A 25481-nucleotide genomic window follows, 5' to 3' on the forward strand; every position below is an offset into this window, starting at 1 on the left:
GCGGCCTTCGGTCCCAGGTGATCGAAGGCCGTGCCGTTTCTGACTCCGGTGGACAAGCCGAAAACCCCTCTTGCTTCCATGTCCGAGCCATCGCCGTCAATGTCCCCCCTCGACCGAGGCGCCGCCTTCTGGTCGGCGCTCGTTCCCGGTCTGGGACAGATGATCCGAGGCCGCTATCGATCGGGTGTCCTGTACGGGTTCGGCACAATCCTGCTCGTCTTGCTCAGTGTTGCGTTGGGACGGGTCTCGGGGCGCGCGGCGGAAGTGTTTTTCTTCATGCTGCTCGCGCTGCCCTGGTGGGCTCTGCAGAGCTACGACGCGGCCTTAGGGCCGTCCGCAACCGGCTCGGACTTGCTTCGAACGGGACGAACGGCCTGGGCCCAGGCCCACGACATCCGCTTCCTGGGACTGCTCTTCCTGGTCAGCGCGGCCAACGACACCATCATTATCCTACAGAACCCCGAGTACCTCCTGCCCTTCTTCTGCACCAAGCTGGACGGACTCCCCGGCATCGTTACGAAAGCCCTGTCCCCCTTCCTCCATCTGCTGGTCGGCTATGGGTTTCTCTACATCAAGAAGTGGTCGCTGTTGGTCTACCTCGTCTATGCCGCCTACGGCACGACCAATGCGCTCGTGAACTTGACCTGTTTCGGTCCCGGCCGCATCCGCAACACTCTGCTGATCGCCTTGCTTGCCTTTACCAGCTATATCCTCTGGCGGCGTCGCGTCTTTCGCCGCTAACGCTCGCACCGGCCGGCTTTGACAGTCGCCTCGGCCCTATGTTACCTGTAGTCATCTATTGTCACCCACATCGGACGGAGCAGCTGCCATGGCCGATAACAATGCCGTCTATGCGATTCGCTTTCCCGACGGGTCCGTCAGTCTGTATATCGACGAAGAATATGCCATCGACCGTGGCGTAGACCCCGCCAAGCTGGTTCGCGTGGAAATTCCACGCGAGATGTTCATCAGCGGAAGTATCCAGCAAATTCGGGAGTACGTGGCGGTCTACCTGGAAAATATCCACCAGGGCACGGCCTAAGCATACCCTTTTCACCGCACGAGGGGCCCACACGATGTCCGGATTGCTTACTCAAGACCTCATTGTCTCCACGATCGACCAGGCCCCGATTCAAGGGCGCATCATGCTGAAGCTTCTGTTGCTTCAGCACTTCGACCTGACACCCGAGGAAATCGAGTACATCGCGGCCGACCGTCCGGATCCTCGCTGCGTGGCCGGCAGCAAACCGATTCACCAGACCATCACGCAGGATGCGATTCGCGACGTTACCAACCGTCGCGATGAATATCGGCGGCGGGTGCGAATGCGCCGGGAGCGACTGTGGCTGCAGATGGAAGCCATGAAGAGCATGATCGCGCTGGCCGAAGGCATGGTGCGTGCCGCCGCCGATCTACTACAGAACAAATTCAACATCGACGCCGACAGCGTCAGCAGCATCAAGCAGCAAGCGCGTGCCGCGGTCCCGCGACCGGCGATCCGTATGCTGGAACGGCGCTGGGAAGAAGACGACATTACGCAGGAGGCCTACCAGGAGGCCAGACTGGGCCTTGAAATGCAGGCCCAATTACGGCTCTTGGAAAAGTACCGCAAACGACTGGAGCTGTCGGAACGGGAGTGGAAGACCATCAACGCCGTACCCCTGCAGGACCACGAGATCGGTCATATTTGGGGAATCCCCGCAGGCAGTCTCGCGGCCCGCAAGGTCAAACACCTACACCACTATCTTCAAAGCCTGCAGACGGCCCTACAGCGGTCGTCGGCAACCAATACGCCTGCCACCGGCCCGCTCGATTTGTGGAAGGCAACCCTGGATGTCTTGGCAGGACGACCGGTCGAGCGCTCCATTGCCGTCTATGACGGCCTAGAGCGGACGGAAGAAGCCCTGACGGAAAGGTTGCGTCAATTCGTCTGGGGGACGTTGGGGGAGGACCTCGAGGCCAAGTTCTGGCTGTCGCTCGTGCATGGTGCCAGTTCGAGAGCCGTACATTCGGAAGCCACGCGATCTGTATTCGGGCTCCAACGCCTGATGGCCGTGCTCTCGGAAGTCGACCAAAGCCCAGACGCCCTTGAGCAGGAATTGCTGACAAGGACCATGCCCGTCGCCAAAGATCTCCCGGCGCTGCCGGATGAGGCTAAGCCTCAGACCGAAGAGATAGACCAAATGAAGGAGCATGTGCTGAAGAGCTTCATGGGCGAATTGCATAACGATCTCAGCCGGTAAGACCTCGCGTGTGGCCTCGCGTTCGGAGGAGGGCTTGATGGCACACAACACATTTTCCAACCTCGTTCTCAGCCGTCTGCTCCTGCCCCTTGGAGTGGCAGTGATCATGACCTGGGGCTTTGCTCCCACGCTCCTCTCGGCCGCCTCGATGGTGGAAGTGACGGAGCTGCTCGCCCACCCCGACCATTACGACCATCAGGTCATTACGGTCAGCGGGCGAGTCACCAGCTTTCAACTGGCCACGAATCGTGATGGGCACCCGGCCTTTGGATTTCTTCTGCAGGATACGGCGGGGACGGTGAAGGTCGTCGGACTCGGCAAGACCGAAATCCGAGAGGGCGACTACGTGGTGGTGGAAGGTGTTTTCAGTCGCCTTCGCCAGGCCGGTCGGGCCATCGTCTACAACGAAATCAAAGCTACGTCCGTCCAGTCGATGACCAAGATGAACCCGGACTTGGTCGGCTGACCCCCTCCAGGTGCTCGGCAGCCTACCAGAAACGGAAGGGGCCTGAGTCCAAGTGCACGAACCGACTGCGAGGATAGTACCCCACCCCACCCCGCCCTAAACGTAGCGCGGCATCCCGGACCGTCCTGAGCGGCACGCCGGGAATCTGGATGTCTACGGCCTGCCCAGAGACGTGATAACTGTGCCGCGCCGCGCGCTTGCCGATATCGATGAGGTGGGCGTTGTATTCGGGAGAGCGATAGCCGGAGATGACATGCACTTCCCGCCGACCTCCCAACCGCAATTGCACCAGGTTGAGAAACTCGATCAGCTGCACATCCATCATGATGGACTGATTGGTGTGGTGGCACCGCAAGAGGTAATTGAGATCGTTAAGGGCGCTCTCATCATAGCGGCCCTCCTCGTTTCGATAGACCACTGAAAGCCGTTCGTCCGTCTGGAGATTCAGAAGGGTCAACTTTCCAACGGGACCTCCCTGTGCCCACACCGCCTGCGGGAGAATCAACCGCGCGCAGACCAAAGCTGCGCCGACTGCGGAAGCACGCAAAAATCCACGCCGACTACATGAAGGTTGTGGATGAGGTCTCATCACTGTCATCCCTGGGTTATCCTGCCTCCCCATCGGGCGCCGGCAGGGACGGTCCTCGGACTGTTGAGAGGACAGGACCCTGCTGTGCCTCTTGCGGAGGATCGACCACACACCGAAGGTGGAAATCGGAGAAGGCGTGAGGGTGCGAGATCGTGCTGAATCGAACAGTCTCTACTTAACAAATCCTTTTTGAATGGTCAATCCTTTTACCCGTTCACCGTCGAACCGGACAACATCCGAGCAGCCGCGCACCTCTACTGGGCCGTGCTGATCTCCCGCCACTAGGAGATCGCCGCTCACTGTGACACGTTCAACGCACGTCGCACGTCCAGTGCGCGATCCATTCCGTACTGGCGCAACCGACGATAGAGCGTCGAACGGCTGATGCCCAATTCGTGAGCCGCTCGGCTCAAATTGCCGTGAGAGAGCGTAAAGGCTTTCATGATCAGGTCGGTTTCGACACGCTGCTGATTCACCTTGAACGAAATCGATTCCTCGCCCTGCCCATCCGGGTGATAGGGAATATCCAGATCCGCCGGCGTAATCGGTGTCCCATCGGACATGATGAAGGCACGAGCGACCCGATCAGACAACTCGCGCACATTGCCCGGCCAATTGTACGCGCGCAGGGCCGCGACCGCTTCGCGACTGAAGCCAGGCATAGGCACAGCGGTCTGTGCGGCCGCTTGGCGGAGGAACCGCATGCTCAAGACCACGACATCGTCGCCCCGCTCACGCAAGCGCGGGAGATTGATGTGGACCGTGCCCAGGCGATAATACAGATCCTCGCGGAAAAGCCCCTTCTCCACCGCATCCTTCACACCGATGCAATTGGAGGCAATGATTCGGACATCACAGTCGACGGGTCGATGTCCGCCGCTCCGAATGCAGGTGCGTTCTTGCAAGAAGCGTAACAGCTTGGCCTGCAACGCGGGAGGCAGTTCGCTCACCTCCTGCAAGAGCAAGGTCCCTCCATGCGCCGATTCCAGCTTTCCTGGCTTGATCCCGCTGCTCCCGCTCCTCGCTTCGCCTTCTTCCCCGAACAATTCCGAATCCAAGACCCGCTCCGGGATAGCCCCGCAATGCATGATCACAAATGGAGCGTTCCGCCGCGCCCCTCGATCGTGAATGGCGCGGGCGATCAACTCTTTGCCGGTCCCGTTCTCACCGGTAATGAGGAGCGGCACATCCGTGGTCGCAACTTTCCGGACCGCTTCGAGGATCCGCTGAAAGGCCGGGCTCGTGCCGAGCAATCCCGGGGCGACGACTGTATTTGTGGCTCGGCCCTCTTGGCGCGCCTCTCGCTCTAACCCCGCCGCCCGCGCGGCGCGCCGTACAACGGCGCTCAAGAGTCGTAGGTCCAGCGGCTGTGACAGCACATCGTAGGCCCCCTGAGCGATGGCCTGCGCTGCCAACCCCTGATCGTCACCGGCTGTGCAGGCGATGATTCTCAGCCCGGGTCCCGCCTGACGCGCCGCACCTATCAGGCGTAGCGCCGCATCTGCCGACCGACCGTCTGCACGAGGGCCGAGGAGCACCACCGCCGGGGCCTGCATCGCAATCGCATCGAGGGCGTCGTCTTTCGCGGCCGTCGTCTCTATGTCGAATTCCTCGCCGAGAGCCGCTCGCACGCTCGAAACATCAAAGGATTCGTCCTCGATCACCAACAGTTTCGGTTTCGCCACGATTCGGCCTCCTTTCGTCTTGTTCGACAAAACAATGGCCTCACGCCACTGTCGCCGATTGGGGGTGATGATTCAACCCGGACCCATCCAGGCTGCAGGCCTATTGCGCCCTACGGCACATCGAGCGAACGGCACAAGAAGACATCCGCACCGATACCGATCGATCCCCCTGATCGGCGCGGCATTTCGTTCGGTCGACTCTCGTTGGGCATCATGGCGATGATCGGGACCTGCGGCCAGAGACTACGAATCCGAGGCACAGCCCCAGACCGAGACAGCGCGGGATCGACGAAGGTCATGATGACGGCATCCGGATGCAGGTCCTGCAAGTCGCGCTCAGCCTGTTGAGGGCTTGACGCCAATGTGGCTTGGTAGCCATGCAACGCGCATCGATCGGCACATTTGAATCCTGTGACGACATCTTCGTAGAGTACGACGACCTTCGGTCGCCTGCTCACTCGACGGCTGGTTAGACGCTGTGCTGGTGGCATCATGACCGTCACCTTCCTCTCCGATTCAATGTCTTGTTGATACCTACGAGGTGAGGGGCGCTCCGTCCGCTCCTCAGGGTAGGTCTGTATCTGGCACGAAGGGTCGGAGCAGCGGAACCGCCCGGATGGGTAGGCGATCTTTTTGTGCTCCCTATGAAGTGAAAGATAGGGCGGATGGGGCAGCGACACTATCGGCAGGGGTCGGATTCACCTGTCGCAGTCGGCAGAATGAAGTTGTCGTCATTTGTCCGACAGGGTGACCGACGGCAGCGGCTGTCACACGACCAGCCCATGTTGCAGGGCGTATCGGGTCAGTTCGGCATTGTTCTTCAGATTCATCTTTTCCAAGATCCGGGCCCGGTAGGTGCTGATGGTAGTGACGCTCAAGTTAATGCTCTCGGCAATCGAGCTCACTGTTTTGCCCGAGGCGATCAGGCAGAGCACTTCGTATTCCCGGTCTGAAAGGCGTTCGTGCGGCAGTTTATCGACGCCGGTCCGCACCGTCACGGCCAAGGCCTCACCGACCGAGGCACTCACGTAATGGCCGCCGGCTAAGACCTTCTTCGCCGCCTGCACCAATTCTTCCGGCGCACTGGCCTTGGTCAAGTACCCGGCCGCCCCGGCCTTGAACATCCGAATGGCATATTGGTCTTCGGGGTGCATGCTGAGGATCAAAACCGGCAAGTCCGGTGCCAATTGCTTGAGTTCCTTGAGGACTTCAGGCCCGCTTCGACCCGGCATGCTGATGTCCATGATGACCAGGTCGTAATGGCGTTCCCGCACCTCGTCCAGCATCTCTTGCGCGTTGCCGCATTCCGCCATCCGAGCCCCTTCAAACCCCTCTTCCAAAATATCCTTCACGCCGCGGCGAAAGAACGGATGATCGTCGACGACAAGAATGCGCACCGTGCTCGTGGATCTCATGGTTCTCCCTCCCCATTAACGCGGGAGACGCAAGACGATGGTCGTCCCGGCACCCTCCCTGGTCTCGATGCGCACCTCGCCGCCGAGCAGGCCGGCGCGCTCGTGCATGCCTAACAGCCCGAACGATCGGGCATCGACCAATCGCTCCTGCGGAATACCACGCCCGTTATCGCACACCTGCAGGACCACGTCCCGGCCTTGATCCTCCAGCCGCACCTGGACCTCGGTAGCCTGAGCATGCCTGGTCACGTTGGTCAGGGCCTCTTGACAGATGCGAAACACCGCCGTCGCATGTTCGGGATCGATGCGGAGGTCTTCATGACTGACCGCACAGCGACAGGTGATACCCGTGCGACGCTGGAAATCGCGGCACTGCCACTCGATCGCCGCCACCAGGCCGAGATCGTCCAACACGCCGGGCCGCAATTCCGCTACCAGTCGTTGCACGGACGTGATGGTGCTGTCCACCTGTTCTTTCATGCCTCGAATTTTCTCGTCGATCCTGGCGCGTCCACCCGGCGCCACTCGTTCCCCCAGCAACCCACCCAATCGAGAGAGATCGATTTTCAGGCACGTCAGGCCCACTCCCAGTTCGTCGTGCAACTCGCGCGCGATTCGTCCGCGCTCCTCTTCCCGAATCCCCTCCATGCGGCGAGACAATTTTCTGAGCCGCCGCAGCGAATCCTGTAACTGTTCCTCGGCGCGTTTGCGGTCGGTGGTATCCTTGAACACAACCACGGCCCCGACCACCTCTCCCCGCTCACGGATGGGCGTACTCACATATTCGACGGGGAAGCTGCTGCCATCCTTGCGCCGGAAGGCACTGTCGGCATGCTCCGTCACCACTCCTCCCACGATCGTGGCGTTCATCATGGCGCACCGTTCGGTGTACGACATGCTGTTCACGTCCGCGTCCGGAATCAAGGCATGGAACGATTGCCCGATCAATTCGTCGGCCTCCCATCCAAACATCTTAGCCGCCGCCGGATTAACGAAGGTCAAGCGTCCCTCTCGATCCACGCCATAGATCCCTTCGCCGGCGGAGTTCAACACCACTTGGTTATGACGATGCAGGCGGTCCAACTCTTCTTCAGCCGCCCGACGCTCGCTGATGTCCCGCATGATGATCGTGAAGAAGAGATCGGCCTTGCCTCTCCAGGGCGTGAGACTCAACTCCAGCGGAAACTCGCCGCCGTCTTTTCGGCGCCCGACCAATTCCAAGGTTTTACTGGTCATCTGCATCTGTTCAAGCACGCGAACCCGCTGCACCGTTCGCGACAACCGTTCCTGGCCCGTCTCAGCGATGATCATAGTGACCGGTTGTCCGATGATTTCTTCGGCCGCATATCCGAACGTAGCCTCCGCTCCCTTGTTCCAAAACGCGACCTTCATCAACGCATTCACCAGCACGATGGCGTCCTTCGTGGACTGTACGATGGAACGCAACCGCTCTTCGCTGACGCGAAGCGCATCCTCGATCCGCCTGCGCTCGGTCACATCCCGAATGATCCCCAACACGCCTACGACCCGGCCTTGCCGCAACTGGGGTGTCCCGACGAACTCGCCCGTCACGTAGCCGTCCGGATTGCGGCTGAGCTGCATCGAACAGGTCAGGGGTGCTCCCCGTTCCAGAATGGCCTGCACAACGTCCCGACAAAATCCGGCATCGTCCGGATGCAACAGCGCCGTCAGCGGCTCTCCGAGCCATTGCGACCGTCCCCAGTTGGTCACGGTTTCGAAGGCTTGATTGAGAGAGGTGATGCTGCCCTCTGAGGACAGCGTGAAGATGATATCCCGCGCGCCCTCGACCAAGCTTCTGAAGCGATACTCCGATTCGAAGAGCGCTTCCTGCGCCCGCTTGAGCCAAGTAATGTCATGGAAGACCGCCACGGCGCCACGCAGGGCGCCATCCTCCTCCGTGACCGGCCGCGCATTGATGCTGACCCACCGGCCCGGCAGTTCCGGTGAGACCTGCACGTACACCTCGAGCCAATCGATCTTTTCCCCGCGCAGCGCGCGCGCCAGCGGCCACTCGGCCCGCTGAAACCCCGTCACGGTGTCGGCATGAAAGAGCTGATGGCCTCCGCCCCATTCAGCCGGAGAGATAAGACTGGGGGGAAATCCGAGGATGCTTTCGACCGCCGGGTTAGCGACGACCAACCGCCCCTCGCCGTCGATCACCACCACTCCGTCGCCCATGCTGCGCAGAATCGAGTTGACGATCCGCGTCTGTTCCCCCAGGGCCTGTTCGGACCGCTCCAGCGCCTCCGCCCGCTCGCGGAGCGCCCGGTTGGCCTGGTCCATCCCCGCCGACTGAGTCCGCACCGCATTCTCATAGACCTGCAGGAGTTGTTCGGTGACGGAGAGCCTCGCATGGTGTCGGGCATGAGTACCAGCATCCGCGGCTGCACGATCCGATTGATGCCGCGCGTCTTCCGTCGTGGTGACGCCCGTATCGTCAAACGCCAGCAAGGAGACCTTCATGCTGAGCGCGAGTGATTTGCAGAGGGTGGCGGTCGTGCGGGGAATCGGCGTGCGTGAAAACAGGATCACGGCGAACAGGTCTCGCGACGGCAAGATGCCGCCGAAACACAGCACCGACTTCACGCCATACTTCAGCACAAAGTTCTGCTGCACCGGCACATAGGGACTTCCCACGGCATCAGGCACGTAAAACACGTTGTAGGTGCGCTCCTCCTCGTCCATGAGCCACTCCACTTCCGGCGCCACGTCGAAGAAGGTGGGCGACCCAAACTGGCGCAACAACTGCGAGAACATGGGGAACTGTTTGACGAAGTCGTCGCTGACCATCGGAATGGCCCGATAGCGACGAGACCGTTCGACCACATTCCAATCCGGTTCGTCTCCCGCCGTGGACAAGAGTGTGAGGCATTTGAGATCGGGCGTGGGAAGGATGCCTCCGAGCATCCCGCAAGCCAACTGCTGACTGTCCGAGTCCAATCGGCTGAACGGCGCGGTTTTGAAACAACGAACCAACACGCAGTCACGTGCCCCGGTGGAGGAGTCCCCGAAGGTCGAAAACAGGTAGGCAACGGTTCGACCGGCAAGGTCTCGGAACGAGGTCGCTTGCTGTCCCAGCCGCCGAAGAACGGCTGAACATTCGGTCATTTCCAATAGGGAGAAGCGTGCCAGACTATACACGGCGGGCCCTCTCGTGAAGAACGGATGGGGTGCCGACCGCGCCGCAGGGTATTCGTCGAGCTGGATTCCGAGTCAGGGGGAAGGCGCGCACCCGCAGGTCATGCCCGGCAAGACAGGGCACAGCGTTGTCCTGCTCGCGAGTCTAGTAAAGGGGTGACGCCATGTCAAGGCGAGGGCGTCGCACCTTGCGAAGCTTTTCCGGCGATGACCTCCAACAGCAATGTCACGTCCGATGGATAACGGAGTCGCTTGATGGCCTCCTGGTGCTCCACCCACTGGACCTCTTCCACCTCTCCGTCCGGCTGCCCCGCCTGCTCAAGCGGCGTCATCTTGAACCAGACGACGGTCTTCCGGAACCGGCGTCCGACCCGCTGAAACCAATATTCCGTTCGGCAGAGTTCCACATCGATCCGACATCGCCAGCCCGTTTCCTCCAGCACCTCTCGTAGAGCCGCCTGGGCCGGAGTTTCTCCGGCATCCAACCTGCCTTTGGGAAACGACCAGATCGGCCGGCCTTTCTGATCCGACACCCGAATCAGCAGCACCTCCTGTCCGCGAAGCACGATGCCGCCCGCGGAACGTACGACGGTCGGTTCAGACATGATCCATTCCCACGTTCGACGTGCCTCCTTCATTCCGGCAGAGACCCGCTTTCGGCTTGGAGGCCGGCAAGCCCAAGAACCAGGCGAGCACCCGATCCTGCGCACGATCCGGCAGAAGCCACTTCAGCAGCGCACGGAACCGAGCATCCTTTCCGACCACATACCGGGTCCGCGGCCGCTTGGCCGTCAAGGCATGGGCCACGGCACGCGCGACCCATTCGGCCGGAATCGCGCGATTCTCCGCCCTCGTGATGACCTCCTGCATGCGCAACAACGGCTGTTCATACAATCGCAACGCTTCCGGATCGACCCGGCCGAGCATTCGGTTGACTGCCAGCCCCGCGCGCCGCCAGATCTCGGACTGAATCGCTCCCGGTTCCACCAACGCCACCTGCATCCCCCAGGGCGCCAGTTCCAGCCGCATCGCATCACTCATCGCCTCAAGCGCGTACTTGGATCCACAATAGGCACCGAGGAACGGCGTGGCGGCCAAACCCGCGATCGAGCTCATGTTCACAATGCGCCCCCCGCCCCGGCGAAGCAGCGGCAACAACGTCTGCGTCACCGCGAGCGCTCCGAATACATTTACCTCGAACTGCGCCCTGATATCGGCCAAGGGCAGAAGTTCGAGCGGACCGGCCACGGAAATGCCGGCGTTGTTCACCAGCCCCGACAACCCTTGGTCGCCGACTGCGTCGGTTAACGTTCGGCCGGCGGCGGCGATGGATGCGGCGTCGGTCACATCCAGCATCAAGATACGTAGCCGGGAGGAAGCCCCGCCTAGCAGGACTTCGCCGTCTGCCTGCCGCCGCACACAGGCCCACACCGTGAGGCCCAGACTATCGAGATATCGCGCGCAGGCAGCGCCGATCCCGGTGGACGCACCAGTGACGACGACCCTACGTTCCTCTGTTGCCGGCTGTTGTGTCATGCCAATTCCGTCCTTGTCGCCAAGGAGACCATTTCTATCGACGGCCCACAGGGTACCATGCAGAGGGGTGCAACGGCAGCAGCGGAGTACAGGCGATCATCGCGCCGGCTCTCCGTAGGTGATCCCCCTCGCCCTCAAGTGGAACGGGGAATGGACCGATGGGAAGGGGTGACGGCCTCCAGGAGGTCGATTTGACAAACCCCATCCCTCAACTAGACTTGACCTATGCGCAAAAAAACCATCACCAACGGAACACAACGGCTTCCCGGTTACACAACCTTGACCTTGGCCCTGTGCGCAATACTCGTGGCTGTCAGTCCATCGCAGGCGCGGGCCGATCGCCAGCTGACCGTCCCGATCTCTGTCGCCGCCTACACGGACCAACAAGTAGGCTTTCCCACGTTTGTGCTGAAGTGGGATCAAGGCGTGCAGCCCGACCCGCTGTCTCTACGATGGGGGCGCAGCCAAGTCCCGGTGAGGGGCGCAGGCATGGGTTCGATCCAGCGCGCATTTCAATTCGCCGTCGAGCGACTCGCAGCGAGCCTACACCCGACCGGCACCATCTCCCTCTATGCCACATTCTCGGGACCACTGACTGCGGAAGGCACGACCGCTGAGGCGGCGTTGGCCATTGGATTTCTGGCCCTCCTCAAAGGAGACCCCCTGCTGAAGGAAATCACCATCACCGGCACGCTGGAGCCGGATGGGCGGATCGGTCAGGTGGGGCAGGTCCAGGAAAAGACTTCGGCCGCCGCCCGTGCGGGTTATCGGGTGTTACTGGTACCGCGAGGCCAGTTCTATGCACCCAGGGTCAACCTGATCAAGGCCACGTCTGAATCGAACGTGTTGGTGCGGGAAGTGGATACGATTGAAGAAGCCTACGAACTCATGACCGGCAAGAAATTGTAACTCCGCCGACAGACCCCTTCCGTCACATCCAATTATTGATCAACAAGAACGGGGCCCAATAGCTGGGGTGGGTATGTCCCGGCTGCGCGAGCATTTTCTGCTGTGCCCGTTGCAACGCTACGGCCTTGGAGACGGTGGAATCCTGCAGCTGCCGGTAGAACTCCGCGACGAGTTCAGGAGCGGCCTGATCACCGGCCACCCACAGACTGGCAAGCGCACTCCTGGCGCCGGTCTTCACGGCAATGCCTCCCAAGCCCAGCGCGGCACGGTCATCTTCGGCGGCCGTTTCGCAGGCACTCAAGGTCAAGAGTTCCAGCGGCTCTTTGCGATATTGCAGAAGACCGACCATCTGGGCGAGGCGATCCATCGAAATCTTATCGTCGTAGGCAAGCAGGAACGAGTTGGTCGCGTCATGTCCGACTTCGCTGTGTGAGGCCACATGCACGATGTCGACTTGTTGCGACTTGATCTGTTGTTCGACGGACGGCACAGAGAACTCGCTGTTCACCAACGCCGTGCCTCCGTAAATCGTCTTCACCGCCTGCACCTCGTCACCCCGCTCGGCTTCGGCGGGAAATCCCTGGCGCGACTCGGTCAACGCCATCGAGAGCACCCCACCTCGCCCCCGTTGCGAGGCACGTGGGTCGGTCAATTCCATCGCCGGACTCACCGCCACCGCGTAGCGATTCACGACGAATTCACGACCGTCATGTAGGGCCGAGATGGGAATCGTCCGCAGCGTGCCTTCGGGCACCATGACCAGTGTGGTGATGCCGGCAGCCTGGAAATCCTGTTGCAGCGGAGCGAGCAACCATCCGTAGAGCGTCTGTGCCGGCCCCAAATAGTTCTGCGAACGGCGGTCCTGCACGAGGTGCCGGAAGGCCCGAACCTCGCGGGTCAAGGTGTCCCCTCCCACGGGCACGGGGTAGTGTTTGAGCCCCGCGGCTGTCTCGACTACCAATTCCAATCGGTCCGACAACGAGATGGGATACAGCACCGCGGTACCCGCCGGAATTCCGCTCACACCGCGTTGTTGCTTGGCCGTTGCCACACAGTCGTCACGGAAATAGTCCTGCAACTCGGCCCTGTGCGAGGCTTCCACCGCATCGCGCACACGGACCAGATACTGCTGGTTCTGTTCAGCGGACGTGCTCGCCGCCGTGCGCCGCAGTAACGCATCCTCATACTCGCGATAGAGCGGCAGGACGGATTCGCGGAACGAATGGTGGCGATTCTGAAACCCACTGGAATATTCGTATCCGATCGGCTGGAGTACCGCGAGAGCTCGCTGGTAGGCGTCCAACGCTTCCTCTTCCTTGCCACTCGCGCGAAGCAATCGTGCCGTCTGCCATTGCCAACGATAGAGGGAATCCGGAGCGTTGACCTTCTGTGCGGCAAAGATCGCCTTTCTGGAGTATTCAAGCGCCGCGGCGGAATTCTGCTCTGTTTCTCGGAGGCTCCCCAGGTAGCCCCAGGCGTACGACTGGCCCCTGGCGTCGCCGATGCGGCCGGCCGCTTCAGCAGCATGGGTGAAGGCCTCGGACGCCTGACGCAGTAACTCCGCGTCGCCGGAAGCCGTCGAGGCCGCGGTGGCAGCCTCAGGCCTCTTCCCCGCGCCCGCTCGGGCCGCCGCCAGGGCCTCGTGCAGATCCTGATATCCTAGGCCGATGTTCAATAACCCGGCCGTCTTCGCCTGGTCATCCTCGAGGGCCTGCACTTCTTTCAATGCCTGGTCGAATTCTCGCTGCGCCTCGGGGAGTTGTCGGTTCTGCATCCGCGCCACCGCCCCGTTGACCTGAGCCGTGGCCGACAGTGCGGGCTGCTTCGTTTCGGCAGCCAGGCGACGGCTCTCCGCATAGACGTCGATGGCTTCGGGAAATTGGCCGCGAGCAGCCAAGGCATTGCCCAAGTCGTTGAGGAGGCCGGCAACCAATGCCGGTCGCTGCTCCTCTCTTGCCAGATTCAAGGCCTTGGTGAGGTGCTCGGTGGCGGATTCGGCCTTGCCCAGCGATAGGGACGTAGTTCCGAGCTGCCCGAGGATCGTCGCCGTCAACAGCCGGTGGCCCGCCTGTTCCGACAGGGTGAGCGCTGTCTGCAGGACGTTCTGCGCCCGGCGAATTTGGCCTTCCCGCTGAAGGGCATAGGCCACGTTGATCAAGGCCTGACATTGCTCCTTGGCCTGCCCGATTTCTTCGTATCCACGAGCGGCCTCCATCCAATGCACGGCCGCTTGCGCAAAGGCGCCACGCTCAAACTGGACCTTACCATGCCGCATCTGCTGATCCGCCTGGTCCTTCCCTGCGATCCCGAGCGGGCTCTCGGCCTGGACCGTCCGAGCATCCCACCCCCCGCCCAGGAGAAGGACGGCGCCAATCACAACCCTCGGCGCCAAGCCACCGATCGACTGTCTCCATGAGTCTCGACGCAACGGCATAGTGTTCTCCTTGGCCCCTAGCAGCCTTGCCACCCGTCACCCAGTCGACCCTGTGAAAGCATGGATGACCGGATCGTCGGCATCGTCGATGGCGCTCCCTCCGCGACCATCCCTCCGACCTCTTCCAGCACGACCGGACTGGGAAGGAAGGCGCCCGGTTGTGTCGGAGTCACATCCCTCGTCGCCTGCACGAAACTGCTGAAGGTGCCGTCCTTTCGCGAGGCACACCGGCTGGTGACCAAGGCCACCGGCGGGGCTGGCGACTGTTGCGGCAGGATCGTAGCGGCACGGTTGACGACGGCAACGGGATCGATCGGATTGGCCAGTGCGATCGGCGCCGTCGAGGCACCGGAAGCCAACGGAATTGGCGGCAAGCCGCCAGTGTTCTGTCCGATCACCTGGATCTGGGTGATTCGTTGCGTGAAGGGGTTCGTAGTCGTCACCACCTGCGCCCCCGAGGGTACCGTGATCGTAGACGGCAACACGTCCACGGAAGCGGGAATCACTCCTCCCCCCCCGGCCTGGAGCACCGTTCCAGGAGCAGCCTGGACATCACCGGCCTGGGTCACTCGGACAAACGGATTACTTGCGAAGGGCTCCACACTGACATTGCCGCCGGAGGCCCCGTTACTGCCGACCACGACCCGTTGTGCGGAGATACGCGACCCGTTGATCTGCACCGTGCCGCCGACCAAGCCGATCACGGCATTCCCCTGTAACACCGTCCCGGACGACAACACGACGGGACCGTAGGGTGCGGGGCCCAGAAATCCAAAGGAAGCCGGCGGGGCCACCGACAGCGTGTTGTCGAAGGCGAACTGGTTGGCGGAAAACACTCGTTGGTCGCTGAAGAGAATGGCATTGGCCGTTCCGAAAAAGGCCGAACCCGTGACATTCAATCGCGCCGAGGGTCCGAAAATCACCCCGGATGGATTGATAAAATACAGATTCCAATTCAACGCTTGAATCGTGCCGTTGATATTCGAAGGGGATCCGCCGATCACGCGGCTGATGACGTTGCTGGCCCCGCCGGGATTCACGAAGGCGGCGACATCGCCTGCCCCCACGGAGAATTGATTGAAGCTATGGAAGACGTTGGGCCCGTTGCCCGGCCTGGTCCCGCCGGTGATATTGGTGACGTTCCCGGACGTGCTGACCGAAGTTCCAAGCCCACCGGTGCCCACGGCACCAGGCGTCGGAACGATATTGGTCGACTGTGCGCGAGCTAGTTGAGGGGTCAGGGCGGTCAGCACTGTCAAGGCAACAGCCGCACCGGTCAAGAGCCGCACAGGTTGGAACGTCATCGTGATCCTCCTCAGCCGGTGTGGGGCAGGCATCGCGCTCTCTTACTCTACTTTCACAAAGAACTGCAAGGCACGTTGAACCCTGTACGGTTCCGCACTAGAGCCATTCGGTGGAAGCTCTGGGCCCGTCGGACCGATGCCGCGCCTAGAACGCTTCCACGACCAATTGCAGGTGCACGCCATGGTCTTGCAGGTTGCCGCGCTCCGTGTCGAACTTGCGCAGTTGTTTCCCCCAATAGATTTCGAATCGGCTCCCGCGCCAGAAATTCCAAATCCCGCCGATCCCCACGCTCGCAAGCGTCTTGGGAGGAGAACCGGGCGTCTCCACCGTGGTCTGCCACCCATGGCCCAGATCGACAAAGGGCGCCAGAAACGCCCTGTCCACTCCCGCCTTGTCTTGGTACACCGGCACCCGCGCTTCAAGGGAGCCCATGGCCGCATTGTCACGGATCAAGGTAAACTCACGATACCCGCGCACGCTGTAGCGTCCGCCGAGGGCCATTTGTTCCAGCGGAAACAGGTGGTCGTTGGACAGTTGTACGACGCCACGGCCCACCAGTTGTGTCCTCATCCAAGGCAATTGACGGATGACCTGCGCCTGCCCCAACCAGGAGAAGAAACGCGAATCGGGCAAGTTCCGATCACCGTTGGCGGTCGCCCCCAGTGCGCCGACGCCGACAGAAAAGCGTGAGGAGGCCAACAACACCTGGTTGGAGGAACGTTGAGAATATTCCTGGCCGAACCGCAAAGCCGTCACGCGGAATTTGCCGCCCGGCGAGCCCGCCACCAACTCCTGAGGGACCCCGCCGATCGAACTCTCGTTGGTTTCATGTTCACCCATGAGGTACAGAGCAAACTCCCGATCGAGCCGACGATAGACGGGGTGTCGCGCAGAAAGACTGAAGATCTGCGCTTTGTTCCGGATGTCCAGCTCTTCGAACGGGTCTTCCGTCACGCTGAAGTCGAAGCGGCGGTATTGGAAGGCCACCGTCGTGTCGTGGGCGTTCACCGGCACTTCATAACGAAAATTCAGCATCGGGTTCACGCCCGCCGAACGGCCGTATTGTAGGCTGAGCGTATCCCCGAAGCCGAGGACGTTCTGGTGCGCCAGGGTCACGAACCCCTGCTCGGCACCGACGTTGGGAGACTGGTAGTTGTTGAATTCGAGCCAGGCCTTGACGGGATTGGCTTCCTTCACCCGCACGTTCAGCGTGCTCTCACCCCTGACGAGGCCGGGCAGCAGTTCCGCATTCAGCCTCTCGATCCTAGGGTTGGCCTGAATGAGCTGCAAGCGCTCCTCCAGGTTCGCCACATTCAACGGAGGCCCGGCCGCCAGATTCACGCGATTGCGGAAGTAGGAAGGGCGAAACCACTTGGTGTCGTCGACATTCACCTGCGTCAATGTGCCTTCCACGATCTGCATTGTGAGCACGCCGTCGGCGACGTCCTGATCCGGGATCACCGCCCCTGACGTCACATACCCGTGATTGATGTAGTAGTACGTAAGCGCCAGACGAAGCGCCTCCAAATCCTCCGCCGTCAACTCCCGATTGGCATAGGGGGCCGTGACTGCGGACAGCTGTTGCTGTGTGAAGGCCGTATTCCCGACCAGCCGAATCTCCTTCACCATGATCCTGGGGCCGGTCACGGCTTTTTCCAATTCACCGCGCGACGGAGGTGGAACTTCGAGCGCCGGCGGCTGAACGGGCGGAGGTGCCGTCGGCAGTTGGGGCGGCTTGGGCGGCAGCGGAGTCGTTTGTACCTCCGGCGGCAAAGGAATCGTCGGTACCTGTGCATGGGCCGGCGAGAAGGTTGCGTTCACGAGCAGAAAGCAGGCGGCTGCAACGGCGGAGACTCGTCGGCAAGCGGACCACCGGGGACCGAAGCTCTCCTTACCGTGAACGCATGATGTCTGTTTCCCCGCTTCATCCGCACAAGCCATCAAGGCCCTCCTTCTTGATGACAGGACGCAACACCCGTAATGCAGGTCCCGCAGAATCATCCCGGACTGTTGCACAACTGCACAGTCGTCGTGTTACGTATCTCTCCTAGGAACCTGTTCTCTGAGCCGGTGCTTATAACACGTCTGGAGAGAAAAAACTCGGCGCGGGAAAAGTTTTTTCGGGAGATGTCGATGGGGTGCGGAGCGCAATTTGGATGGGGGATGCCGGAAGGCGCCTTGCTAGGGCCATACGGATAGGGCCGCCGATCGACGCGGCCTTTTCATCCGATGGCCTGGCGCGGGACTACAGGGCCGGGTTGGACAGCTCACGAAACGACACTATGAATCGCTCACGTTGTTCGTGGAACGGAAGGGGGCTTCGGTACTCGAACACATAACGGGTCATGTCGAACAACGGGGCAGGATCCAACGCGCGAACCATGTCCGGCTTCCAGGTGATCTGCAATCGATTGATCATCGTGATGGGGATGGGTGTGCCGACCATGCCGAGCGGAACCGTTCCGTAGCGCTGCGAGAAGATCAACACTTCGCGGTCGAACATCGCGGCATTCATGTCCTCCGCAGCCCCATACGTTCGAAAATCATCCTCCAGCCGCTGAAATGTCGGGGACTGCACCAAGTCCTCCCGAAACGCATAGAAAATCTCGATGCCCACGCGACGCTGGTCTTCCATGACCTGAACGGCATCGGCCACCGTCGCCTGCTCGTGCATCTGCGCTGCGGTCAGAATGAGCAGCCGACGGATTCGAACCTTTCGCCGCACCGCCGCCTGATTGGCGAGGAGATAATTCGGATAGAGCGCTTCACCCTTTTTCCAAATGTTCCATCGTTCCATCAGGGCATCGATGGAATGTTCCGCCGTCTCCACCAAACGAACCGCCTCGGCATTCGCCGCCGCTCCTTCGTAGGTCAAGCTCTGGGCCTCTACCTGCTTCAACTCCTGTCCGATGGCTTCGACCTTCTTCGGGAGATATCGCGGACGTTTCGGCACATGCAACATGACGTCCACCGCGGTCAGGGCCAGTGTCCAATATTCCTTCGCGCGGGCCGGGGCCTTGTCCCGCTGGGCGATGAGCAACAGTTCGACGGGATTCCGGTCGAGCAGATGGGCGATTTTGATGCAGAGCTCCGGCCTCGGCACCTTCAGGCCGCGCCGGATGAGATTCGCCTCCGGCTGAGCGATGCCCAACTTATCGGCCAACGCATAGTCACTGGCGAGTTGATAGCGTTCCTTGATCTCGATCAGGTAACGCGCAATTTCGTAGGAGCTGCCTCCCTTGGCCTTCTTCACACCCTTCCAGGACCTCCTGTCTGACGGTCACCATACGCCGCCGCCAGCGCTCCCCCGTCCGCTTGCGGCCGCTCCTCCTCAAGCCCCATCCAGAATCCATAGAGGAAATCCAACACCGCCCGGACGCCCTCCCGAAACGCCTGTTGTTCCTGCGAGGACAACCCGCCCGCCGAGCCATCGATGATCTGCACCGCCTGCTTCATGGCGGCCTCATGGCTTTCTTCGAGGGCTCGATGGAAGGTGAAGTAGGTCAAGTCCATGGCGGGATAGCGTGACGCGCGGAGCGCCGACAGGCCGGGGATCAATTGATCCCACATCGGGATCGCCATGTGTTCCAACCCGAACGAAGCTCCCAAGGCCATCGCATGGTTGCCGCCTCCGTACAGGGCATCCATGCCGTCGATGTACGCGCGGGTAGAGGGTCTCATGGGGGTGCCCAGCGCGTCGTGAACGGAAATCCCCACCGAGCGTAGAAACTTGCGATACAACAGCTCATGCCTGTGCGCCACGATGCCGTCGCCCAATTCAGAGTACAACACTCGGGTCAGTTCGTCGGCCACTGCTTCATCTTCCGTATTGACTAGTTGCGCAGCCAGGATGCGCGGAAAAAATCGCGCGAAGTTATAGAACTCCACCGCGAAGGCTCGAAACTCCCGATCGGAAAGGGCCCCGCATTGAAAGCGGGCGAGATAGGCATTGTGGATCGCCCCGTGTCCAAGCACCAACGCGCGAGTCTCCTCATAGAACGACATGGGACACCTCCCTGATGCGCCCAGTGAGCAAACGGTTCGCGTCCCGACGGTGACCGTCGATTTCAGCCCGCATGATATAAAAACTCTATCACTCGATGCAATCGGTATGTTATAGTGCGTCGTGCATCGGCGTTCGAATCCCAGACCCCAGGCTCCCACCAAGCCGTACAGGAGGGACCGTCATGAGCGAGACCGCCGGCATTGACCACATCACGCTGTGCGTGAAAAATCTTCCCGCCGCAGAACACCTCTTCACGAAAGTCCTTGGATTCCACATCATCTGGTCGGCGCAGGACGTGGGCAGCGAGCGCTCCAGCATGGACACCATTGTCGTTCAGCGCGGAGAGGCCAAGATCGCCCTCATGCAAGGCCGCAACAAGACTCAGCGCTCACAGATTTGCGAGTTCATCGACCGCTACGGCGAAGGGGTACAGCACATCGCCATCGAGGTGGACGACATCGATGCCGTCTGCCGCGAGTGGGAGCAACAGGGCGTCCGTTTCTGCGGGGAGACGAAGAACGGTCGCGATGGGTTCGGCCCCCTGCGGCAGCGTTTCACCTATCCCCTGTTTCCCGATTGCGGGCTCTTTCTCGAATTGACCCAACGCCAACACGGCCACGAGGAATCTAAAACTTTCGTCCGCGCGACGGTCGAAGCCCTCTATCGGGATATCGAGCGAGCCCAGGGAACCGGAGTCCAACGCACGATCATCGATTACGAGACGCTGCCGCTGCCGTTCGGGGAGGAAGAGGCCGCAACCGCGTCGTACCGACAGGCATCGTAAGACCTCGATCCGCACCCGACTCCGCAGGAGGTGCACGATGTATCTGGTCACGAAAGGCAATGCTCCCCGCCAGGCTCATGTCGGGATCCCCGACGGCCTGTACGAAGAAGAACACGGCCGCCAAGGCTTCGCCGGGCCCGCTTCACACCTCTACCACCGTCACCCCCCCACCGGCTGGAGCAGAATCGAAGGCCCCTTGCGCCCGCGCGCCTTCGCCTGCCGCGACATGCCCACGCCGGACTGGCACGCGGTCGAAGCGCAGCCAGCCACGCTCTTGCGAAGTCCCGACGCCACGGTCTCGCTCTCTCGACGCCAGGTGACCATGCCTTACTTTTTTCGGAATGCGGACGGCGACGAAATCGTGTTCGTACATCAGGGGCGTGGGCGCTGGGAAACAGACTACGGATGGCTCACCTACGAGCCGGGGGACTATCTGGTGGTCCCGAAAGGCACGACCTACCGGATGCATGTAGAGGAAACGGATGCACCGAGTCTCTTGCTGATCATCGAAACTCCCACAGCGGTACAACTGCCGGAGCGAGGCCCCCTCGGTCGCCATGCGCTGTTCGATCCCGCAGTGCTCACAATCCCGGACCTGGCTGCCCCTCCTCCCGACGCCGGAAGCCGCCGCGAGTGGGAGGTCCGCATCAAACGGCAGGGCGAGCTCACCAGCGTCTATTACCCCTTTTATCCCATGGACGTCGCAGCCTGGAAGGGCGATCTCTGGGTGGCCAAGCTCCAGGTGCGAGATTTCCGTCCGGTCACGAGTCCCCGGTACCACCTTCCACCCAGCGTGCATGCCACCTTTCAGGCGGGGCCATTGCTGATTTCGACCTTTGCCCCACGGCCGCTCGAACAGGATCCCGAAGCGCTGCGTCTGCCCTTTTACCACCGGAACATGGATTACGATGAAGTGCTCTTCTACCACCAGGGCTCGTTTTTCAGCCGAGCCGGCATTCAACCCAGCATGTTGACGCTCCATCCACAGGGCATCCACCACGGGCCGCAACCGCAGGCGGTCGCTGCGGGCCAGACGAAGACCGCCACCGAGGAAATTGCGGTGATGATCGAATCACGCGCCGGTTTCACCGTGATGCCGGACTTCGAGAGCGCCGAGATCAAGGACTACGCCATGAGCTGGAGCCGGCCATGAAGCTTGTCAGTTTCCAGGTCCGCACCCCGGTAGGCACCTTCACCAGAGTCGGTGCCGTTCACAAGCTGGGCATCGTGGATCTCAACATGGCCTGCGCCCGCGAGCTCACCGACCGACAGGAAGCCCAGCCCTATCGGCTGGCCAACGCGCTGCTCCCCCCGACCATGCTGGAACTACTGGAAGGGGGCGAGTCCGCCATGGCTGCGGCGCGCCGGGCCATGGAGCACGTGGCGGGGCTCGGGCCGGAGGCCAAGGGGCCGGAGGGGGAAACGATCTACTACGAGCCGACGGACATCGGCCTGATCGCCCCGCTCCCCAATCCTCCCTCGCTGCGGGACTTCATTGCCTTCGAGGCGCACATTGCCGCCACGTCGAAGCGGAGGGGTCAACCGATTCCGCCTGAATGGTACAAGGCCCCGGCCTACTACAAGGGCAACCCGCGCACCGTCATCGGCCCGGATCACGAATTGGCCTGGCCGCTGCACACCACCAAGTTGGACTACGAACTGGAGCTGGCCTGCGTGATCGGTCGAACCGGCATCAACGTGCCCGAGCGGGAGGCGGCGGCCTACATCGCCGGCTACACGATCATGAACGACTTCAGCGCCCGGGACGTTCAGTTTCAGGAAATGGCCTGTCGGCTTGGCCCGGCGAAGGGCAAGGACTTCGCCACCGCCATCGGACCCTGCCTGGTCACAACGGACGACCTCCCTGACTTGGCTTCATTACGAATGGTGGCGCGGGTGAATGGAGAGACCTGGTCGGAAGGACGGTTCGGCACGATCCATTGGTCCTTCGCCCAGATGATCGAGCATGTGTCCCGCGACGAGCGGATTTATCCCGGCGACATTTTCGGGTCCGGCACGATCGGCGGCGGATGTGGTTTGGAACAGGACCGTTATCTGCAACCGGGAGATCTGGTCGAGCTCGAAGTTCAACCGATCGGTATCCTGCGAACGACGATCGCGTCCACGGGGCGAACGGAGGCCCGTCGATGAATCAGACCGTCGCGCCCCTCACGGAGAGCGCCGTACTGGCTCTGGCGGCACGGCAACGGGCATTTTACGACCAGCCGTCGATCGACGCGCGAATCGCGCAACTCATCCGGCAAGCTCCGGATCAGAACCTCCCCGAGGCGCAGTTGATCACCATGCTGCGCGCCACCCGAGCCCTGTATTTCGACTGTCACGTCCAGGTCGTGTCGGGCCACCATACCGGGCTCTACCTGCGATTCGAGTCCATCGCGCGTGCTCCCGACTCCATCACCGTGATCGCGTCGAGCATGGCGGACTGGATCAGACGGACCTTCCCTGCCTCTCCACCGACAGGCATCGTCACGACCTCGTCCGACGCCCGCCTCCTCGCCCTGCGCACGGCCGACCTCTTGACCGACCTTCCGGGGTTCCAAGTCGTGCTGACGCCCTTCGATTACCAGAGCGGCAAGATCGGCACCGACGTCGTGCAAGGCGCGATCGAAACGGGAAAGTCGTACCTTGCGCTCAACGATGTCACCACGCGCGGCATGTGCGTAAGCAAGCTCGGGAAGGTCGTGACGGACCGTCGCGGGCGGCTGGCCGGCATGATGGTGTTCGCCAGACGAGACAGCGGTCAATTCCCCTTGATGGACGAATTGACGGCGACCCATCCGTTTTACATCAGCGCGGATCTGAACCTGCCCCAATGGGAACCGGCCCAGTGCCCGCTCTGCACGGCACAAGAACCCCTATGGCAGTGGAGCAGGTTGCCCGAATTATGACGGAGACCCTGTACGAGGAGGATGTTATGGACCAGGCCGTCGTCGCGAAGGAGATCAAGCGAAGCGACCTCCTGACCATGTATCACTACCTTCGGTTGACGCGGGCGCTTGAGGAACGGATCACGGCCCTGTACCGCCAAGGCCGCATCGTGGGCGGTGTCTATACGAGCCACGGCATGGAGGCCATTGCCGTCGGATACGCCACGGCGCTGCGGCCGGAAGACGTCATCGCGCCGTTTCACCGCGACATGGGAGCCTTCTTGATCCGCGGCTTCTCCCCCGGCGAAATCATCGCGCAATACCTCGGCAAACGGACCGGGCCGACCAAGGGCAAGGACGGCAACGTGCACATGGGCGATCTGAAACGAGGCATGATCGGCTTCGTGAGTCACCTGGCCGACAACCTGCCGGTCGCCGCCGGCGCGGCCCTCGCGTTCAAGATTCGCGGCGAGCCGCGGGTGGCCTTCGCGGGGACGGGGGACGGGGGCACCAGCCGCGGAGATTTCCATGAGGCCCTAAACTTCGCCGCCGTGCGCCGGCTTCCCGTCGTGTTCTTCTGCACCAACAACCAATATGCCTACTCCACGCCCCTGCGGTATCAGATGGCGATCGCCGATGTGGTCGAGCGCGCCAAGGCCTACGCCATACCGGGTGAAATCGTCGACGGTAACGATGTCGTCGCCGTACACCTGGCCTGCCGACGGGCCGTGGCCAAGGCCCGGGCGGGTGAGGGGCCGACGTTTCTCGAATTCAAGACCATGCGGATGCACGGCCATTCTGAGCATGACGCGGCAAAGTACGTCCCAAGAGAACTGTTGGATGCCTGGAAGGTGAAGGACCCGATCGTTCGGGCCGAACAACTGCTGATCCAACTGGGTTATGCCGATGCGGCCTACTTTCAGGAGGTCGGGGAACGGGTGAAAAAGGATGTCGACGCAGGGACGGACTTCGCCGAACGGAGCCCCCTGCCGGAGGGGCACGAAACACTGGAAGGCGTCTTCGCCACAGAGAACGAGGTGTTGCCATGACGACTGCGAGCGCCACGGGGGAGATCACCTACGTCGAGGCCATTTCCCAGGCCTTGGACGAAGAGATGAGCCGAGACGAGCGGGTCTTCCTGATGGGCGAAGACATCGGCCACTATGGCGGCGCCTTCAAGGTGACGGAGGGCTTCCTCGACAAATACGGTGAATGGAGGGTGTTGGACACGCCACTCTCGGAATCCGGCTTTGTGGGCGCCGCGATCGGCGCGGCCATGATGGGGTTGCGGCCGGTCGTCGAGATGCAGTTCGCCGACTTCATCTCCTGCGCGTTCGATCAAATCACCGAAGTGGCGGCCAAGAACCATTACCGGTGGGGCGCGGCGGTACCGCTCGTTATCCGGGCGCCCTTCGGCGGAGGCGTCCACGGCGGGCCTTTCCACTCAGAATGCCCTGAAGGCTGGTTCTTCCATTCGCCCGGGCTGAAGATCGTCGCCCCCTCTACACCCTATGACGCCAAGGGCCTGCTCAAGGCCGCTATTCGCGATCCCAATCCAGTGCTGTACTTCGAACACAAGTTTCTGTACCGGCGGATCAAGGCGATCCTGCCACAGGAAGATTTCATCGTGCCGCTCGGCAAGGCCGAGGTCAAACGCCCCGGGAGCGACCTCTCGCTCATCACCTATGGCGCCATGGTCCATCTGGCCTTGGAAGCGGCGGCCCTGCTGCAGCAAGAGGGCATCGACCTGGAAGTGGTGGACCTCCGCACGTTGATGCCGCTCGACAAGGACACAATATCCGAGTCGGTGCGCAAGACCAGCAAGGCCATCGTCCTGCACGAAGACAACAAGACCGGCGGCATCGGGGCCGAAATCGCGGCCCTGCTGGCGGAAGACTGTTTCGATTGCCTGGACGGACCGATTCTCAGAATCGCCCCTCCGGACACCCCGGTTCCCTTCAGCACACCGTTGGAGGAATTTTTTCTGCCCAAGGTCGGCGACATCGTCGCAGGTGCGCGCAAACTGGCGGCATATTGACAATAGGGCACAGGACCAAGACGT

The 25481-nt window shown here is 61.6% G+C and carries 23 protein-coding genes; 11 read left to right on the plus strand and 12 right to left on the minus strand.

All coding sequences use genetic code 11. From position 1 onward, the window contains the following. The first annotated feature begins 78 nt into the window (after positions 1–78). The 4 genes from HRU82_03615 to HRU82_03630 all read left to right on the plus strand — a co-directional run bounded on the left by HRU82_03615 (position 79) and on the right by HRU82_03630 (position 2709). Positions 79–741, plus strand: coding sequence for a hypothetical protein (locus HRU82_03615; GenBank protein QOJ34093.1), 663 nt, complete (start codon positions 79–81; stop codon positions 739–741). Between the two features lie 88 nt (positions 742–829). Further along, a complete protein-coding gene (locus tag HRU82_03620; protein ID QOJ34094.1) occupies positions 830–1042 on the plus strand; it encodes a hypothetical protein in 213 nt (70 codons plus the stop codon). 34 nt (positions 1043–1076) lie between these two features. After that, a complete protein-coding gene (locus HRU82_03625; GenBank protein QOJ34095.1) occupies positions 1077–2243 on the plus strand; it encodes a hypothetical protein in 1167 nt (388 codons plus the stop codon). Positions 2244–2280: 37 nt separating this feature from the next. After that, positions 2281–2709 carry a hypothetical protein gene (locus HRU82_03630; protein ID QOJ34096.1) on the plus strand — a complete coding sequence of 143 codons (429 nt, stop codon included), beginning with the start codon at positions 2281–2283 and terminating at the stop codon, positions 2707–2709. 22 nt (positions 2710–2731) lie between these two features. On the opposite strand, the gene HRU82_03635 is transcribed toward HRU82_03630, so the two are convergent. The 7 genes from HRU82_03635 to HRU82_03665 all read right to left on the minus strand — a co-directional run bounded on the left by HRU82_03635 (position 2732) and on the right by HRU82_03665 (position 11093). After that, positions 2732–3298: a DUF882 domain-containing protein gene (locus HRU82_03635; protein ID QOJ34097.1), complete on the minus strand. Its 567-nt coding sequence runs from the start codon at positions 3296–3298 to the stop codon at positions 2732–2734. 296 nt (positions 3299–3594) lie between these two features. Next, complete coding sequence (locus HRU82_03640; protein QOJ34098.1) at positions 3595–4983, minus strand: sigma-54-dependent Fis family transcriptional regulator; 1389 nt, start codon at positions 4981–4983, stop codon at positions 3595–3597. A gap of 110 nt (positions 4984–5093) precedes the next feature. Continuing rightward, on the minus strand, positions 5094–5477 hold the full coding sequence (locus tag HRU82_03645; protein QOJ34099.1) for a hypothetical protein: 384 nt from the start codon (positions 5475–5477) through the stop codon (positions 5094–5096). Positions 5478–5750: 273 nt separating this feature from the next. Beyond that, positions 5751–6398: a response regulator transcription factor gene (locus HRU82_03650; protein QOJ34100.1), complete on the minus strand. Its 648-nt coding sequence runs from the start codon at positions 6396–6398 to the stop codon at positions 5751–5753. Between the two features lie 15 nt (positions 6399–6413). Continuing rightward, positions 6414–9560, minus strand: a complete 3147-nt coding sequence (locus HRU82_03655) for a PAS domain S-box protein (GenBank protein ID QOJ34101.1) — start codon at positions 9558–9560, stop codon at positions 6414–6416. Positions 9561–9724: 164 nt separating this feature from the next. Next, positions 9725–10162 carry an NUDIX hydrolase gene (locus HRU82_03660; GenBank protein QOJ34102.1) on the minus strand — a complete coding sequence of 146 codons (438 nt, stop codon included), beginning with the start codon at positions 10160–10162 and terminating at the stop codon, positions 9725–9727. Continuing rightward, a complete protein-coding gene (locus HRU82_03665) occupies positions 10155–11093 on the minus strand; it encodes an SDR family oxidoreductase (GenBank protein ID QOJ34103.1) in 939 nt (312 codons plus the stop codon). Before HRU82_03665 ends, HRU82_03660 begins: the two co-directional genes overlap by 8 nt. 225 nt (positions 11094–11318) lie before the next feature. Here HRU82_03665 and HRU82_03670 point away from each other — a divergent pair, with 225 nt between their 5' ends. Further along, positions 11319–12002, plus strand: coding sequence for a hypothetical protein (locus HRU82_03670; GenBank protein ID QOJ34104.1), 684 nt, complete (start codon positions 11319–11321; stop codon positions 12000–12002). Positions 12003–12024: 22 nt separating this feature from the next. Here the strand turns inward: HRU82_03670 and HRU82_03675 are convergent, their stop codons facing one another. The 5 genes from HRU82_03675 to HRU82_03695 all read right to left on the minus strand — a co-directional run bounded on the left by HRU82_03675 (position 12025) and on the right by HRU82_03695 (position 19746). Further along, entirely contained in the window at positions 12025–14436 is a 2412-nt protein-coding gene (locus HRU82_03675) for a CHAT domain-containing protein (protein ID QOJ34105.1), read from the minus strand. Between the two features lie 17 nt (positions 14437–14453). Continuing rightward, the gene (locus tag HRU82_03680; GenBank protein QOJ34106.1) at positions 14454–15740 is read right to left on the minus strand and encodes a filamentous hemagglutinin N-terminal domain-containing protein; all 1287 of its coding nucleotides are present in this window, start codon (positions 15738–15740) and stop codon (positions 14454–14456) included. Positions 15741–15885: 145 nt separating this feature from the next. Beyond that, the gene (locus HRU82_03685) at positions 15886–17682 is read right to left on the minus strand and encodes a ShlB/FhaC/HecB family hemolysin secretion/activation protein (protein ID QOJ34107.1); all 1797 of its coding nucleotides are present in this window, start codon (positions 17680–17682) and stop codon (positions 15886–15888) included. Between the two features lie 304 nt (positions 17683–17986). Continuing rightward, entirely contained in the window at positions 17987–18994 is a 1008-nt protein-coding gene (locus tag HRU82_03690; protein QOJ34108.1) for a hypothetical protein, read from the minus strand. Further along, positions 18991–19746, minus strand: a complete 756-nt coding sequence (locus HRU82_03695) for an iron-containing redox enzyme family protein (GenBank protein ID QOJ34109.1) — start codon at positions 19744–19746, stop codon at positions 18991–18993. The genes HRU82_03690 and HRU82_03695 overlap by 4 nt, the downstream gene beginning before the upstream one ends. Before the next feature lie 182 nt (positions 19747–19928). Between HRU82_03695 and HRU82_03700 the strand changes: the two genes are divergently transcribed. Genes HRU82_03700 through HRU82_03725 form a run of 6 tightly spaced genes read left to right on the plus strand, consistent with a single transcriptional unit; the run spans position 19929 to position 25457 of the window. Further along, positions 19929–20531: a VOC family protein gene (locus tag HRU82_03700; protein QOJ34110.1), complete on the plus strand. Its 603-nt coding sequence runs from the start codon at positions 19929–19931 to the stop codon at positions 20529–20531. A gap of 37 nt (positions 20532–20568) precedes the next feature. Then, on the plus strand, positions 20569–21684 hold the full coding sequence (locus tag HRU82_03705; GenBank protein ID QOJ34111.1) for a homogentisate 1,2-dioxygenase: 1116 nt from the start codon (positions 20569–20571) through the stop codon (positions 21682–21684). Then, a complete protein-coding gene (locus HRU82_03710; protein QOJ34112.1) occupies positions 21681–22682 on the plus strand; it encodes a fumarylacetoacetate hydrolase family protein in 1002 nt (333 codons plus the stop codon). Before HRU82_03705 ends, HRU82_03710 begins: the two co-directional genes overlap by 4 nt. Further along, positions 22679–23440: a hypothetical protein gene (locus HRU82_03715; GenBank protein ID QOJ34113.1), complete on the plus strand. Its 762-nt coding sequence runs from the start codon at positions 22679–22681 to the stop codon at positions 23438–23440. The genes HRU82_03710 and HRU82_03715 overlap by 4 nt, the downstream gene beginning before the upstream one ends. A gap of 26 nt (positions 23441–23466) precedes the next feature. Further along, positions 23467–24468 (plus strand): thiamine pyrophosphate-dependent dehydrogenase E1 component subunit alpha, encoded by a 1002-nt coding sequence (locus HRU82_03720; protein ID QOJ34114.1) that lies wholly within the window; start codon positions 23467–23469, stop codon positions 24466–24468. Next, complete coding sequence (locus HRU82_03725) at positions 24465–25457, plus strand: alpha-ketoacid dehydrogenase subunit beta (GenBank protein QOJ34115.1); 993 nt, start codon at positions 24465–24467, stop codon at positions 25455–25457. Before HRU82_03720 ends, HRU82_03725 begins: the two co-directional genes overlap by 4 nt. Positions 25458–25481 lie beyond the last annotated feature (24 nt).

Source organism: Nitrospira sp. (assembly GCA_015709715.1).
Lineage (GTDB): Bacteria > Nitrospirota > Nitrospiria > Nitrospirales > Nitrospiraceae > Nitrospira_A.